A 15,813-nucleotide genomic window follows, 5' to 3' on the forward strand; every position below is an offset into this window, starting at 1 on the left:
TGCGTTATAGCGCACAAGTGCTATGGTACATTCTGTGCGCTATAACGCACAGATAGTTAAGATAGCATACTTTAACAATAAAAATTCGATAAACATGGTGAGCTTTTTCTTATCGCTCAATCAATGTCGAATCGACGTTCTAGCACGAGTATTTTCATGAGCAAATGGAAGTTAAGCCATATTAGCGCAGGGCTAACCGCCGTTACGGTAGGTTATAGCAGTTCTGTTGTTATCATCATTGATGTTGCGCGCAAAGCCGGCGCCAGCGACGATATGGTGGTGAGCTGGTTATTCGCACTCGGGCTAGGTATGGGCATTACCTGTATTTTGTTTTCATGGCTCTCTAAACTGCCCGTTGTTACCGCATGGTCTACGCCTGGTGCGGCTTTTCTATTAACGAGTATTGGTGACTACCGTTTAAGTGAAGCCATTGGTGCCTTTGTTATATGCGCTTTCCTTTCTCTTGTGACCGCGCAAAGCCGCAGCCTGTTGAAACAGATAAGTCGAATTCCTCCTGCAATTTCATCTGCACTTTTGGCCGGTATTCTCTTACCTATATGTTTAGCGATATTCAGCGATGTTAATGAAGCGCCGTATTTAGTCGCGTTATTTATCGCGGCCTATCTCGTTGGGAGCCGTTTATTTCCCCGCTATCTTATGCTGTTACTCCTGGTTCTGTCGGTGGGTATCAGTTTGCTTATGGACAGTTCACACAGCATTGTTTCTATACCAAGCGATTCATCAATGCTTTTACCAGAAATGGCTTCAGGTTCATCATTTCTCCTATCATCAGGTTTTACATTACCGACTCCTGTTTGGGTTACACCCAGCTTTTCATTCAGTGCCGCGATTGGGTTAGCCTTGCCCCTTTTTCTCATCACTACACTTTCCCAAAACTTACCTGGCATTGCTATTCATCACGCCCATGGCTACATGCCCGACCACAAGCCAATTTTATCAGGCATTGCCATTGTGCAAGCGCTATTGGCACCTTTTGGTGGGTTTACCTTCAACCTGGCAGCTATTACCGCAGCGCTGTGTATGGGCGAGCAAGCTGATAGCGAAAAGTCGCAGCGCTACAGAGCTGCAATAGCAGCCGGCGTGGTGTACTTATTTATGGGGCTGTTAGCGTCTGTGGTCGTGGCGTTATTTGTCAGTATGCCCAGTATTATCATTCACCTTCTTGCAGGACTAGCATTGTTGGCCACACTCCAAGGCGCCTTGGCTCGCGCTATGGAAGTTGAACACCACAGAGCACCTGCAATGCTTACCATGCTGTGTACGGCGTCAGGCTTCAGTTTATTTTCCATGACCTCTGCGGTCTGGGGTTTAGGATTAGGTTTACTACTTCTTTATATTCAGAAAACGCCAGAACACCGACGTTAACTGAGATAGATCAAAAAAGCCGATAACTTCAAAGCTATCGGCTTTCTCATACTGACCACTAATGCTCGTCTAAATAGGATAACGCGCTTAGTCGCTTCTTCTAAATAACCTGTGTTAGAGGAAGATTTGCTTGGCAGCGCTACTTAGCTCTTCAAACTCATCTGAGTGAAGCTCTCCCATATCTTCTACCACACCACGCTGAATGGCTAGGTTTAAAATAGCGTCTTTCTGACTACCAGCAGCACCTGATACAGCAGCGCCCACACGAACAAAGTCGATATAACCTAACTCGTCAGGAATATAGCTCAAGTCTTTCCAATTTTTTGCAACATTAACGAAGCTTTCACCAAAACCCCACTTCTCCATGATATTGGCGCCGATTCTGCCCGCTAATTTGTCAATGGCAACCTCAAGAAATGAAGGGTTTGCGAATACCTCTGGATGACGTTCTGCTTCTGTTAAGATAGGCAGCACACCAATGTTGTGCACAAGCGCGGCTAGCGTCATCGTATCCATGCTCATTTCACGCTTTTTAGTACGAGCAATATAAAGCTGCAATACGGCCATAGAGCTAGCAACAATATTCACGGTACTTGCCCACTCTTTTTGTAAATAGCGTGCAACCACGTCATTTTTAGACACAAACAACTGTTCCATCGCTAGCGCAGTGGAAATATTTTTTATCTGACGCAGCCCAATCCGCGTCACCGCTTGACTCACGGAGTTAACTTTAACACTACGCCCCATATAAGCGCTGTTCGCGATCTTAATCATTCTTGCACTAAGTGATGGATCTTGACCGATAACGTCCCCCATCGCATTAAGGTTAATATCGGGATCATCAGCCGCTTTACGAATTTTCAGCGCGATAGCGGGAAGTGTAGGAAGTACAAGCGTATCATTATTAATTTTTTCAACCAAAATGGTTGAGAGCGCGTTCTGTGTAGACATATTTCTACCCTTAGGAAGTTCCAAATAGCCCTTGTAAAGGCAATAAGTTACATTACTGACCAATCAATGACTGCGACGATTCACGGCGTCACCGATTAATTGTTGAACGTTGCATTCCCTGCGTCTACTCGTGAAAACCCAAATGTGACACGCGAAAATACAAACTGTTTATTGTTTTTCTTTGATGTTTCTAACACCATACTATAGTAGCTCTTCGGTTTCGACCATCTAAAAATAGAAAACGTGACAGCGAAATTTTCGCTAATACCTAGGGCCTAGGTAAAGTATAGACAACAAGCGACAGAGCACTATCAAATTTACGCAATTTTTTTTCATACTTTTGTATTAAATCAAAAGCATAGCTATAGTGTGCTACCTACCCAACGACAGATTAAACGGTAATATTAATATGAAAAAAGTACTTTCACGCTACTCCCCTGTTGCAGCCGCAGTAGCTGGATTATTCATACTTTCGGCTTGCAGCAAGAGCCCCGATACAACGCAAACTAGTTCACCTGACACTGATAACCAGCAAATATTGTTAGTCGATGAGTCACGCCTGTCTATTTATCACAGTGTAGATCTGACGAGTGATTTATCTCACCTAAGCGATAATCAACGTGAAATGCTCTCTCTGTTAATTGATGCATCGAAAATCATGGATGATTTATTTTGGAAGCAAGCGTTTTTCGAAGATAAAGATGCCTTTCTTTCTTCAATAAGCGACGAAAAGGTTCGTCATTTTGCCACCATAAATTACGGTCCATGGGACCGTTTAAACGGCGACACGCCGTTCATTAGCGGCTATGAAGATAAGGCACTTGGGGCCGAATTTTACCCTCACGACATGGATAAAGCCGAGTTTGCAACGGCAAACTTCAAAGACCAGCAGGGTCTTTACTCTATGATTAAACGTGACGAAGCAGGCAACCTATATTCAGTGCCTTACTCTGAAGCATTTAAAAGCGAATTGATGAAGGCTTCTGATCTTCTTAAAAAAGCCTCTACACTCGCTGAAGACGAGAGCTTCAAGCAATACTTACAACTGCGCTCGGAAGCCTTACTATCAAACGACTACCTCGCTTCTGATATGGCATGGATGGATATGAAAACCAATCCGGTTGAGTTGGTTATCGGCCCTATTGAAAGCTATGAAGATCAGTTGTTTGGTTATCGCGCTGCCTTTGAAGCTTACGTGCTAATTAAAGACCTCGCTTGGAGTGAAAAGCTTGCTAAATATGCAGCCTTTTTACCTGAGTTGCAGCAAGGACTTCCAGTTGCTGAGGCGTATAAGGCTGAAATGCCGGGTTCTGACGCCGACCTTAATGCTTATGACGTTATTTATTATGCAGGGCATTCTAATGCAGGCAGCAAAACCATCGCAATCAATTTGCCAAATGATGAACGTGTTCAGTTAGAAAAGGGAACGCGTCGCCTTCAGCTTAAAAATGCTATGCGCGCAAAATTCGACACTATTCTTGTGCCTATTGCAGACACGTTAATCGTACCCGAGCAGCGAGAGCATATTACCTTCGACGCCTTTTTTGCGAATACTATGTTCCACGAGGTAGCACATGGTCTAGGCATTAAGAATACATTGGATGGTGCGAGTACCGTGCGCGGCGCATTAAAAGAGCATGCATCGGCCCTTGAAGAAGGTAAAGCAGACATTCTAGGTTTGTATATGGTGCAAAGTCTCCTTGAAAAAGGCGAAATCACAGAAGGTTCGTTGGAAGATTACTATGTCACCTTTATGGCGGGTATTTTCCGTTCAGTGCGTTTCGGAGCAAGCTCTGCTCATGGGAAAGCAAACATGATCCGCTTCAATTTCTTTGCCCAGCAAGGCGCGTTTGAAAAAACACAAGACGGTCTATATCGCGTGAATATGGAAAAGATGGGTGCCGCTGTTGAAGCATTATCTGAACTTATTCTTACATTGCAGGGTGACGGCGATTACGATGGCGTAGCGAAACTGGTTGAAACCATGGGCGTTATCAAACCCGACCTTGCATCTGATTTAGCGCGTTTAGAAGCGGCAAGTATTCCTGTTGATATTCACTTCAACCAAGGAAAGAAAATACTGGGGCTTGCTGATTAATCTCGGGGAAAGGTCAAAGATTAAGCAAATAACCAAATTTGCAGCAAGAGATAAAACAAAAAGGCCGCGCTTAAACGCAAGTGCGGCCTGTTTAATACATTCTGTATGACGCGTTGATTACTCTACATGACGCTTCATATTCTCTGTGTATGGAGGCCAACCAAGTGGCTTACCCGCTAACACATGCAAGTGAATATGATAAACAGTTTGCCCACCATATTCATTGCAGTTCATGACAGTTCGATATCCCTGATCGGCAAAACCCTGCTCTTTCGCAATTTGAGCGGCAACAAAAGATAAGTGGCCCACTACAACGCGGTCTTCCTCAGCAATATCATTCACTGTCGCTATCTGCTTTTTAGGAATAACCAAAAAATGCGTTGGGGCTTGGGGGTTAATATCTTTAAACGCCAGCGCAAGTTCGTCTTCGTATAAAATATCCGCTGGAATTTCTTTATTGATAATTTTATCAAAAATGGTTTCTGCCATATTTCACTTCCTTATTGCCCTGTTAATCATCGCGCGCCTAACACACGCATGTAATTGCTTAATACTATCTAAACATTGATGTTCGTTGCCCATCGAATCAATACCAACTTAAAGGCGCATTCACTACAGTGTTTATGGCTCGACGTTAGGCGAACACAAACCATAACAACACTGCGCCTAACGCCAAACGATAGATAACGAAAGGCAGCATGCCAATGCGGGATATCCAGCTTAGGAACAAGTAAATACACAGGTAGGCGCTGACAAATGAAAACGCAGCGCCATACAGCAGCGCATACCAGTCCACCGCTTCGTTTGCATTAAGCAAGTCGAGAGTGGCTAGAAGTCCCGCACCTAAAATAACTGGAATTGACAATAAGAAGGAAAAACGGGCGCAGGCTTCCCGCTTTAACCCTAACATTAGGCCCGCGGTCATGGTAATACCTGAACGAGATGTCCCCGGAATTAACGCCAAGACTTGCGCTAAACCAATATAGACAGCGTGTTTTAATGTCAAACCTTCAAGCTCCTGCTCTCGCTTAGCGGTAGCATCTGCATACCAAAGCAATAAGCCAAAGATTATCGTCGTGCCAGCTATCACCAATGCCGTGCGCGCATTGTCTTCAATCCAGCCTTTCATTAAAAAGCCAATGACAACGGCAGGAATTGTCGCAACGATGACGTACCATGCGAGTTTACTGTCAGTAGATTGCTGTTTGCTAAAACCTTGTGTTACCCAAGCTACTGTCATCTGCCCAATCTCTTGGCGAAAATAAATCATGACAGCAAGCAGACTTCCAACGTGCACAGCCACATCGAAGGCCAGACCTTGGCTTACCCATCCGAAGAGTTCCGCAGGTAAAAGTAAATGCCCAGAACTACTGATAGGAAGAAACTCAGTTACGCCCTGAATAATTGCTAAAATAATAATTTCGAAAAGTGTCATTCCTTTGCTTAACTCCACGTAAAGTCAATTGGCCATAATTGCTGTTTTTGTTTATCAAAGTTTTGCCACATTTGGGCATAGGTTTCCTGCGTTTCAGGGTGAATGTCGTTGGGAACAAGTTCAGCTAACGGCCATAGCACAAACGCGTTGTAGCAAATTTCTTCGCGAGGTAAAACCACAGGGGTTGTAGTTATCTCACTATCATAGGTAAGCAAATCAAGATCAAGGGTTCTGGCACAAAACTTTTTGTCGGTGTGCACTCTGCCATTGTCTTTTTCAATAGATTTAAGGGTAGCGCACACCTCTTCAATGCTTTTTGATGTGATTGCCCGCGCCGCTGCGTTGTAAAAAGGATTACCGTTAAAGCCAACCGCTTCACTTTCGTAAACAGAAGATACGGTGACATCTCTGAATGCGTGCTTTAACGCAGCGAAAGATCGCCGGGTGTAGTGTTCCCGCTCAATATTGGAACCAATACTAATCAATATAGTGTGTGTAGACATCAAACCCGCTCTTTGCTCATTTCAACAGCAACCGTTCGCGCGTTGGGAAGGATATTTGGTTTTACGATTTTAAGTGTAATCCCGTTAGCTGGAAAGCGTTCAAGAACGGAATTCATTACTTTGCTACCAAAAGCTTCAAGTAGCTCAAAGGTGCTTTCTTTGCCAACGTGTACAATGCACTCGGCAACTTTTGCATAGTCAACGGTATCGGCCACGTCATCGCTTTGCATGGCAGCTTGCAAATCAACATCAAGTGTTACGTCTAGAAGCAGTTGAGTCGTGCGCTCGCGCTCCCAATCGTAAACACCAATCAGCGTGTCAACCTCAAGACCTGTAATATAAATTTTACCCATGGAATTTTTTCATCTTGTACTGTTATCAACCAGTGCATCGCCATTGTTAACGGCCCGACCACTGGTCTTACTACTGCGCTTTCACCCACATATTGCGGTTAAACGGTGGTATATCGCGTTTGGATGGAGTAGCTTTATGCATGCGTGGCTCAACTATACCGCTGTATGACAACTGGGGGCAACCAAGGTTTTATATTTTTAACCAGACGGTTTTATATAATGAGCATCATTAAGCGCTTATGTTATAAAGCGCATAGATGTGTCAAAAAAGGTTCACCCCATTTAGTTACGTGACACACGCCTCAACACACTTTTAAAAACTAGAATGCATAAATGATTTCGCTAACCCTTTTAATGATTGCTGTCGCCTACCTCTTTGGCTCACTTTCAAGTGCCGTCGTAATAAGCCGGCTGTTTGGACTACCGGACCCTAGAACCGCCGGTTCTAAAAATCCAGGGGCTACTAATGTTTACCGGTTAGGTGGGCGTGTTCCCGCATTACTTGTCCTCGTAATGGACATTTTAAAAGGCACGATTCCCGTATATGGCAGCTATTTTTTAGGCATAGAGCCTATTACACTGGGCTTGATAGCCATATTCGCATGCCTAGGTCATATTTTTCCGCTCTACTTTGGTTTTCAAGGAGGAAAAGCGGTAGCTACCGCTTTTGGTGCTATGCTGCCTATCGGGCTTGATTTAGCGGGCCTGCTCATTCTAAGTTGGGTAATTGTAGTTTTTCTTACCGGCTACTCTTCACTCGGTGCGCTTATCGCCGTTTCGCTCGCGCCACTGTTTACGTTTTTAATAAAGCCGCTGTACACCATTCCCGTGGCGATGCTTTCTTTGCTGATTATATTAAGACATAAAGACAATATTACCCGCCTGTTAGCGGGTAATGAAAGTAAGGTATGGGATAAAGGAAAAGTTAAAGAGTAAGCCCCTGCGTTAACACATCAAGCTTTCCGTCTATGGGGGTAATCGGTACAACACCAAGAATTTTTGCCAGTGCTGGATATACCTCCAGATTACTAAATGGAGGAAGGGTTGTACCTGATGCAAACGCGGGCCCTACAGCAACGAACGTCGCCCCCATGTCAGGCAGCGTATTGAGGTAACCGTGCCCGCCTTTACTGACATGCATACTATTGGCATTCTTGAAACGCGCAGGTGGCGCTATTTCAATGATAATATCGCCCGTCCTGCTGCCTGCCTCCATATAACGCGCCGCACGCTGGTTCTTGTTTAGAACAATATAGCGATTTTCGGCGATTTGCTTTAAGCGGGTCATTTCATCGCTGATTTCTTCGTTAGACAGGCCATCTTTAGCGTACAAATGCACTTGGGCCCCAGCATTTTCCACAATAAAGCTTTCTGGAATTGACAGTGACGCTATGTCTAGCAGTTGATTCTCGTCTATCGCAGTCATACCGTGGTCGGAAACAACAACTAAGTTTACCTTTAGATCTAATTGATTTATGCGCTGGTAAAGTTGACCAATCAGCGCATCTACTTTTTGCACCGCATCGTAAGTTTTATCTGCGAAAGGCCCCTCGTCGTGACCTACTGAATCAGTCAATGAAAAATAACCAGCTATGAAGCGAGGACGAGATATTTCAGGCAATTTGAGCCAATTGACTATCTGATCAACGCGCTCTTGGTAATCGGAATATTTGGAATAATGATAGTGGTAAGTAGGTAATGCGCCAGATATACGCGCGTCAGATTCTGGCCAAAAAAACGTAGCCGCCTTCATACCGTGATATTCAACAAGATTCCAAAGTGGTGTTGCCTTTATCCATGTGCTGTCTGCGCCACCATCGCCAAGTTCATATCGTGCGAAGCCTTCCTTTTTCGGCCGCGATTTGTCGTAAAATCGGTTGTTTACAATACCATGATTTTTGGGAAGTAATCCGGTGACCAAAGATATGTGGTTGGGAAAGGTGTTTGAAGGGTATACAGGAGTCATCGACACAGCCCTTACCCCTTGCTTCGCAATGGTGTTTAAATGCTTAGCTTTGTGCAGCTCTATGTAGTCGTGACGAAAGCCGTCCAACGATATCATCACCACGTATTGCTTGTTTTTTTCAGCGTCACTCTTTGAGTCGTGCGCCATTGGCGTACCTGTTGGCAGGACCTGATCCGTAGCGAATACATTGAACGATGTTAGCGTTGCTACAGTGAGTGACGTTATAAAAAAACCAAGCGAGTATTTCACCATGCTTGAGAACCGTGTTGTCCAGTTTTCTAACCTCATGCTCCCTTTCCCTTGCTTATTTGCTCATCTGATTGAAATTAAGGGCAGTGAAGCATGTTTTCATTGCCTTTTTGTGTATTTCCATTGCGAAACGTTATTGGCTACGCAAAACTTTCGTTATCAACAGCTTAATAAACATCATCAAGTGGCACGTTTTAAAAGGGACAATCGGCGTATATTAAATAGCCGTCAAGGTATCCAGCGGCCAACGCGGCTTGGCTTGAGAAGACAAAGCTAAGGTCTCTCCTGCTTTCAAACGCTGCATTCCGGCATAGGCAATCATCGCACCATTATCTGTACAATACGCCAAGCTTGGATAAAACACTTCTCCCTTAAGCTCTTGCATAAGGGCTTTCATCTCAGCGCGCAGCATTGTGTTAGCACTCACGCCCCCCGCTATAACTAAACGCTTCATACCCGTTTGCTTTAACGCACGTTTGCATTTAATGATAAGGGTATCGACAACCGCCTCTTGAAACGCATAGGCAATATTTGCTTTCGTTTGCTCTACCTGCTCTTCGGTCAAATCAGTATTGCCTGTTAAGTCAGCATCGCGAATAGTGTTCGCTGCAAACGTTTTTAAGCCACTAAAGCTGAAATCAAGACCCGGTCTGTCTGTCATCGGACGAGGAAACTTGTAGTGACCTGCTTCACCTTTTTCAGCTAACTTTGCCAGCAGAGGTCCTCCTGGGTAATCGAGTCCTAGCAGCTTAGCCGTTTTATCAAACGCTTCGCCTGCAGCATCATCAATAGACTCACCGAGCACTTCGTATTGACCAATGCCCTCGACTTTAACCAGCATTGAGTGGCCACCAGACACCAAAAGAGCAACGAAAGGAAATGCCGGCGCGTCGTCTTCAAGCATAGGCGCTAGCAAGTGCCCTTCCATATGGTGAACGCCTACCGCAGGTACGTTCCACGCGTAGGCTAACGAACGACCTACTGAAGACCCAACGAGCAATGCTCCCACCAAGCCAGGCCCTTGAGTGAATGCAACGCCGTCGATTTCTGTTGGCTTTGTATTGGCATCTTCCATAGCTTTTTCAATTAAAGGAATAATCTTTCTAACGTGGTCACGAGAGGCTAGCTCTGGAACCACGCCACCATAATCAGCATGGAGTTTCACTTGACTGTAAAGCTCATGTGACAGCAAACCTTTTTCATCGTCGTAAACCGCGATGCCAGTTTCGTCACAAGATGTTTCAATTCCTAAAATACGCATGGGGGGTAAGCCTTTTTACTACTAACTTTAATGCTTTGTTTTGGACGCTTTTATAAGCATATAACGCTCATAAACTGTACTTGTCGAATAATACCTAAAACAAAATAAATAATACTGGCGATCTGGGGCGATCATCTTTATGATCCGGCCGCGATCATAATACTACCCTTATCAGAAACATCCGGTTTTACGTTTTTGGCCGATTACCGTTCAAAAAGAGAAAAATCATGAAGGACATCGTCTGAAAAGGGCGCTTTAGTGTGCCGAGTTAAGGAACACGGTGCTTAACGAGCGCAGAGTTTACCTTTAATCATGCATTCATGGAATGCTAGTTATCAGGTAAATGAACGGTAAATGCACAATATTGGCTATTTTTTAGCAATTCATCCTTTACTTTCTCTGTAGATATGATTAGAATTTCGCACCATTTTTAACCCGGGTGGCCTTTTTAGCGCACAATTTTACCCGGATTTACACAGTAAAAGTTTTGAGGTGAGTGTTTAATGCCTATCGTTAAAGTTAGAGAAAACGAGCCGTTTGATGTGGCGCTGCGTCGTTTTAAGCGTTCTTGTGAAAAAGCAGGTGTTCTTTCTGAAGTTCGTCGTCGTGAATTCTTCGAAAAGCCAACTTGGGAACGCAAGCGCAAGAAAGCTGCCGCTAAAAAGCGTCATCTTAAGAAGCTAGCTCGTGAAAACGCACGTCGCGTAAAACTCTACTAATATAGGGTTAGCCAACGAGTCTGAAAGGTGTTGCAATTGCAGCACCTTTCGCGTTTCTGGGCCTTTATTTTTATTCTTTTCAATCCTATTAAACCATTACATTTGATTTTCAACACAGGGTTAAGAAGTATAGTGATCGTTGCTGTAAATTTTTGCAGCGCCTGATAAGCTACATTTATTAATAAAAAAACAGGAAGCATCATGGCACTAATTGATGATTTAAAAGCAGCGCAAAAAGATGCGATGCGTGCAAAAGAAAAGGTACGTCTTGGTACTATTCGTATGGCGATGGCTGCCATCAAACAAAAAGAAATCGATGAGCAAATAACGCTTGATGATAGCCAGATTCTAGCAGTACTCACCAAGATGGTTAAGCAGCGTCAAGACGCAGCGGCCCAGTACGATGCGGCTAATCGTGACGACCTAGCGAGTAAAGAACGAGAAGAAATTACCTATATTGAAGATTTTCTTCCTCAGCCTTTAAGTGACGACGAGCTAAACGCTCTTATCGATGAAACCATGGCTGCTACAGGCGCTTCAGGTATGCAGGATATGGGTAAAGTAATGGGCGCTTTAAAGCCTAAAGTTCAAGGCCGTACAGACATGGGTGCGCTTAGTGCGAAAATTAAGGCGCGCTTGAACGCTTAGGCGTAAAATTGCAACTTTAGCGATTTAGATTGAAGGTGTGCATTGCCACGCCTTCGTTATTCTCATTCTTAGGCTTCCCTGTTAAAGTAGTTAGCTGTCTTATTCATTTGTAACTTGTCGTCTTGGGCGTCGTTGCATGTTATGCATTACTGGTCCTTTTTAAAAATACCCTCATGGCTGGAAAAATACCTCGCGATTTTATAGATGATCTTCTGTCACGTACTGATGTGGTAGACGTGGTCGATAGCCGAGTAAAGCTTAAAAAAGCCGGCAAAAATTACCAAGCGTGCTGTCCTTTTCACAACGAAAAATCCCCTTCTTTTACAGTTAGTCAAGACAAGCAGTTTTATCATTGTTTTGGCTGTGGAGCACATGGCAACGCTATCTCCTTTATCATGGAGTTTGATCGCCTTGAGTTTGTAGAGGCTATTGAGGAACTTGCCCGCTATCACGGTCTTGAGGTGCCCAGAGAAAAGGGCAACCGACCGGCTATGAGCGAAGAAAAAAAGCAACAGCAACAAGACGACTATGCGGTGATGGAACAAGTTGCGCGCTTTTTTCAACATCAGCTACGCCAAAACGGCAATAGTAAAAAGGCCATCGACTACTTAAAAAATCGTGGACTGAGCGGTGATATCGTTAAGCAATGGGAAATCGGTTATGCCCCTGATAGCTGGGATGCGTTGTTAAACACATTTGGCAAAGACCCACAGCGCATTAAACAACTTGTAGACTTAAAACTTGTCAATCGCAATGACCAAGGTCGCACGTACGACTTCTTTCGCGACCGAATTATGTTTCCAATTCGAGACAAGCGCGGTCGCGTCGTTGGCTTTGGCGGGCGCGTATTAGATGATGGCGGCCCCAAATACTTAAACTCTCCTGAAACTCGCATATTCCATAAAGGCAGCGAACTATTTGGCTTCTATTCTGCTCGTCAAAATAATCGTAATCTTGATACTGTGGTTATCGTTGAGGGCTACATGGATGTAGTAGCACTCAGTCAATTTGATATTAATATTGCCACTGCGGCGTTGGGTACTGCGACTACCCCTGAACATATTCAAATGCTGGTTCGCGCTACGTCGCACATAGTTTGTTGTTACGATGGCGATAGGGCTGGCAGAGAAGCTGCCTGGCGTGCATTAGAAAATGCGTTGCCTGCGTTAAAAGACGGCGTACGTTTGTCGTTTTTATTCTTACCCGATGGTGAAGATCCAGACACTATGGTACGCCAAATAGGTAAAGAAGCATTTATGGGTATGCTTGATGAGGCGATGCCGCTTTCGCGCTTCTTCTTCGAAAATTTATTAAAAACCCACAACGTAGGCTCGCCTGAAGGCAAAATAGCGCTCAAAAAAGCGGCGTTACCGCTTATCGAAAGCACGTTAGGCGAAGACCAAAAGCAAATGCTTTTAGAGGAACTGGCGAAACATACTGGCGAGTTCGACCGCTTTAAGCTTCAACAAGATATTACAAAGGCAAATCAAGGTTCGAAACACGCGTATTCCCCAAGTAGAAATCAAGTGAATAAACCTAAGCTATCGCCTCTTCGGATGCTTATTCGTTTGCTCATAGATAAACCAGCACTCGCGTCGATATGCGAAGATGTTCAGATAGACATTTTTGCTGGTAGTAGTGCCGCTGGTATGGATTTGTTACGCGACGTTCATCGCTACTGTTTAGCAAATCCAAAAGCAAAAACCGCACAGCTTGTTGAAAATTTCCGCGACCATCCCCATTCATCTACTATCGCGAAATTATTGTTACAAGAACACTTAGTAAAAGACGAGGATGCTGAACGTGTATACAACGACAGCTTCGTTCGCTTACTTGATGGGCATTTTGATAGTCGAATTGAAACCTTAATTTCACGCTCGCGGGTTCAGCCGCTTACCCAAGCGGAGAAACAGGAATTAAACCTGCTAATGAGGGAAAGACAGAAAAGTTAGCCACGCATGTCATCAATTATTCTTTTGACCCGCCGGCTAATTGCTCTAACGTAGTAGGTATTTCTGACTCAATCTGAGTTAAATGGTTGACTGTGTGAAAATTGCTGGCTAAAAAATCGGCCCTCAATCTGGTAAAACCACTGTATATTCTGCTATACTGGCTAATTCGCTGCAAACCTCTTTATTAAAGCTCAACGCAAAAAAAGTGAACAAATATGCAGCAACACAAGTAGCAAAGATATAGCCGAACATAAACGGGAAAAACCAAACCCGAGCAGATGTGCATCGCAAAAGTAACGGTTTACACCGGCGTGGCATCGAGCATTAACGGCCTTGATACAAATGCAGTACTACAGCAGATCAGGGAACATACTAAGACGTATGTTGTCTTTTCTATTGCAAACTAATTGAATGTGAGAAGTGTAGGTTATATGGCGCAAAGCAAGCAGTCTCAGATTAAACTCCTGATTGCCAAAGGTAAAGAGCAAGGTTACTTAACCTTTGCAGAAGTTAACGACCACCTGCCGCAAGATATTGTCGATTCTGATCAAATCGAAGACATAATCCGCATGATTAACGACATGGGAATTCAAGTATCTGAATCAGCTCCTGATGCAGATGAACTTCTCATGCAAGAAGCAAATGCCGATGAAGATGCTGCAGAAGCAGCAGCACAGGCACTTGCTACTGTAGAAAGTGAAATTGGCCGTACAACTGACCCTGTACGCATGTACATGCGTGAAATGGGTACTGTTGAACTTCTTACCCGTGAAGGCGAAATTGAAATCGCCAAGCGAATTGAAGACGGCATCAACCAAGTTCAGTGTTCTGTTGCTGAGTATCCTGAAGCAATTACATATTTATTGGATCAGTGGGACCTTTACGAAGCGGAAGAAATTCGTCTAAGCGACATTATTTCTGGTTTTGTTGACCCTAATGATGATCAGGATCTTGCTCCAACAGCAACCCATGTTGGCTCTGAATTGTCTGAAGAAGAATTAGATGATGAAGATGGCGATGATGATGAAGACGAAGAAGATGAAGAAGACGATAGCGGTGTTGACCCTGAGCTAGCACGCGAGCGCTTTACAGAGCTTCGTGAGCAGTACATCAAGACCCGTGAAGTTATTGAGAAGAAGGGACGCTCTCACGCGGATGCTCGCACACAGATCAATGCACTAAGCGACGTTTTCAAAGAATTCCGTCTGGTTCCTAAGCAGTTCGACCGCATGGTTAAAAACATGCGTGAAATGATGGACAAAGTGCGCATCCAAGAACGTCTTGTTATGAAGTTCTGCGTTGTTAATGCCAAAATGCCTAAGAAAGATTTCATTAAAGCATTTGCTGGCAACGAAACATCGACAGCGTGGTTGCACGAAACAATCAAGTCTGGTGCACCTTATGCTTCAGATCTTGCCGTTAACCAAGAAGAAATCGAGCGCTGTATCAGCAAGATGAACCAAGTTGAGCAAGAAACTGGCTTGGTTATCGCAGACATTAAAGACATCAACCGTCGCATGTCTATCGGTGAGGCAAAAGCACGCCGTGCGAAGAAAGAGATGGTTGAAGCTAACTTGCGTCTTGTTATTTCGATCGCTAAAAAGTACACCAACCGTGGTCTTCAATTCCTTGACCTTATTCAAGAAGGTAACATTGGTCTAATGAAGGCGGTAGATAAGTTTGAATACCGCCGCGGTTACAAATTCTCTACCTATGCAACGTGGTGGATTCGTCAGGCAATAACTCGTTCAATTGCAGATCAGGCGCGTACAATTCGTATCCCTGTGCACATGATTGAAACGATTAACAAGCTGAACCGTATCTCTCGCCAAATGCTTCAGGAAATGGGTCGCGAGCCTACACCTGAAGAGTTGTCAGAGCGCATGTTGATGCCTGAAGATAAAATTCGTAAGGTACTTAAAATTGCAAAAGAGCCAATCTCGATGGAAACCCCCATCGGTGATGATGAAGATTCACATCTTGGCGACTTTATCGAGGACAGCACAATTATCCAGCCTCTCGATTCAGCAACAGGTGGAAGCTTGAAAGGCGCGACTCAGGAAGTACTAGCAGGCTTAACAGCTCGCGAAGCAAAAGTACTACGTATGCGTTTTGGTATCGATATGAACACTGACCATACACTTGAAGAAGTGGGTAAGCAGTTTGATGTAACACGTGAGCGTATTCGTCAAATTGAAGCGAAAGCACTTCGCAAGCTTCGCCATCCTAGCCGTTCTGAGCAGCTACGTAGTTTCTTAGACGAGTAGCTTTAGCGGTAGTATCATCAATAAA

At 44.3% G+C, this 15,813-nt stretch carries 14 protein-coding genes; 7 read left to right on the forward strand and 7 right to left on the reverse strand.

The window, feature by feature from the left end:
* Positions 1-156 precede the first annotated feature (156 nt).
* The gene (locus tag JC525_RS04330; protein ID WP_198814697.1) at positions 157-1,386 is read left to right on the forward strand and encodes a benzoate/H(+) symporter BenE family transporter; all 1,230 of its coding nucleotides are present in this window, start codon (positions 157-159) and stop codon (positions 1,384-1,386) included.
* Positions 1,387-1,500: 114 nt separating this feature from the next.
* Here JC525_RS04330 and JC525_RS04335 read toward each other — a convergent pair whose 3' ends face one another.
* The gene (locus JC525_RS04335; protein WP_105930734.1) at positions 1,501-2,337 is read right to left on the reverse strand and encodes an HDOD domain-containing protein; all 837 of its coding nucleotides are present in this window, start codon (positions 2,335-2,337) and stop codon (positions 1,501-1,503) included.
* A gap of 409 nt (positions 2,338-2,746) precedes the next feature.
* Here JC525_RS04335 and JC525_RS04340 point away from each other — a divergent pair, with 409 nt between their 5' ends.
* Entirely contained in the window at positions 2,747-4,435 is a 1,689-nt protein-coding gene (locus tag JC525_RS04340; protein WP_198814698.1) for a dipeptidyl-peptidase 3 family protein, read from the forward strand.
* Between the two features lie 117 nt (positions 4,436-4,552).
* On the opposite strand, the gene JC525_RS04345 is transcribed toward JC525_RS04340, so the two are convergent.
* The 4 genes from JC525_RS04345 to folB all read right to left on the reverse strand — a co-directional run bounded on the left by JC525_RS04345 (position 4,553) and on the right by folB (position 6,726).
* Positions 4,553-4,924 (reverse strand): histidine triad nucleotide-binding protein, encoded by a 372-nt coding sequence (locus JC525_RS04345; protein WP_198814699.1) that lies wholly within the window; start codon positions 4,922-4,924, stop codon positions 4,553-4,555.
* A gap of 145 nt (positions 4,925-5,069) precedes the next feature.
* A complete protein-coding gene (locus JC525_RS04350; protein WP_198814700.1) occupies positions 5,070-5,870 on the reverse strand; it encodes an undecaprenyl-diphosphate phosphatase in 801 nt (266 codons plus the stop codon).
* Positions 5,871-5,878: 8 nt separating this feature from the next.
* Positions 5,879-6,373 (reverse strand): 2-amino-4-hydroxy-6-hydroxymethyldihydropteridine diphosphokinase, encoded by a 495-nt coding sequence (gene folK, locus JC525_RS04355; RefSeq protein WP_198814701.1) that lies wholly within the window; start codon positions 6,371-6,373, stop codon positions 5,879-5,881.
* On the reverse strand, positions 6,373-6,726 hold the full coding sequence (folB, locus tag JC525_RS04360; RefSeq protein ID WP_198814702.1) for a dihydroneopterin aldolase: 354 nt from the start codon (positions 6,724-6,726) through the stop codon (positions 6,373-6,375). Before folB ends, folK begins: the two co-directional genes overlap by 1 nt.
* A gap of 333 nt (positions 6,727-7,059) precedes the next feature.
* Here folB and plsY point away from each other — a divergent pair, with 333 nt between their 5' ends.
* Positions 7,060-7,662: a glycerol-3-phosphate 1-O-acyltransferase PlsY gene (gene plsY / locus JC525_RS04365; RefSeq protein WP_198814703.1), complete on the forward strand. Its 603-nt coding sequence runs from the start codon at positions 7,060-7,062 to the stop codon at positions 7,660-7,662.
* Here the strand turns inward: plsY and JC525_RS04370 are convergent.
* Both JC525_RS04370 and tsaD read right to left on the reverse strand, forming a co-directional pair.
* Positions 7,652-8,980, reverse strand: a complete 1,329-nt coding sequence (locus tag JC525_RS04370) for an alkaline phosphatase family protein (RefSeq protein WP_198814704.1) — start codon at positions 8,978-8,980, stop codon at positions 7,652-7,654. The genes plsY and JC525_RS04370 overlap by 11 nt on opposite strands.
* A 178-nt stretch (positions 8,981-9,158) precedes the next feature.
* On the reverse strand, positions 9,159-10,202 hold the full coding sequence (gene tsaD, locus JC525_RS04375; RefSeq protein WP_198814705.1) for a tRNA (adenosine(37)-N6)-threonylcarbamoyltransferase complex transferase subunit TsaD: 1,044 nt from the start codon (positions 10,200-10,202) through the stop codon (positions 9,159-9,161).
* 503 nt (positions 10,203-10,705) lie between these two features.
* Between tsaD and rpsU the strand changes: the two genes are divergently transcribed.
* The 4 genes from rpsU to rpoD all read left to right on the forward strand — a co-directional run bounded on the left by rpsU (position 10,706) and on the right by rpoD (position 15,788).
* On the forward strand, positions 10,706-10,921 hold the full coding sequence (gene rpsU, locus JC525_RS04380) for a 30S ribosomal protein S21 (RefSeq protein WP_012517258.1): 216 nt from the start codon (positions 10,706-10,708) through the stop codon (positions 10,919-10,921).
* A 201-nt stretch (positions 10,922-11,122) separates the two neighbouring features.
* Positions 11,123-11,569, forward strand: a complete 447-nt coding sequence (locus tag JC525_RS04385; RefSeq protein ID WP_120960891.1) for a GatB/YqeY domain-containing protein — start codon at positions 11,123-11,125, stop codon at positions 11,567-11,569.
* Positions 11,570-11,742: 173 nt separating this feature from the next.
* Complete coding sequence (gene dnaG / locus JC525_RS04390) at positions 11,743-13,521, forward strand: DNA primase (protein WP_198814706.1); 1,779 nt, start codon at positions 11,743-11,745, stop codon at positions 13,519-13,521.
* A gap of 431 nt (positions 13,522-13,952) precedes the next feature.
* Complete coding sequence (gene rpoD / locus JC525_RS04395) at positions 13,953-15,788, forward strand: RNA polymerase sigma factor RpoD (RefSeq protein WP_198814707.1); 1,836 nt, start codon at positions 13,953-13,955, stop codon at positions 15,786-15,788.
* The last annotated feature ends 25 nt before the right edge of the window (positions 15,789-15,813 follow it).

The sequence above is a fragment of the Alteromonas sp. IB21 genome (assembly GCF_016405965.1).
Classification (GTDB): domain Bacteria; phylum Pseudomonadota; class Gammaproteobacteria; order Enterobacterales; family Alteromonadaceae; genus Alteromonas.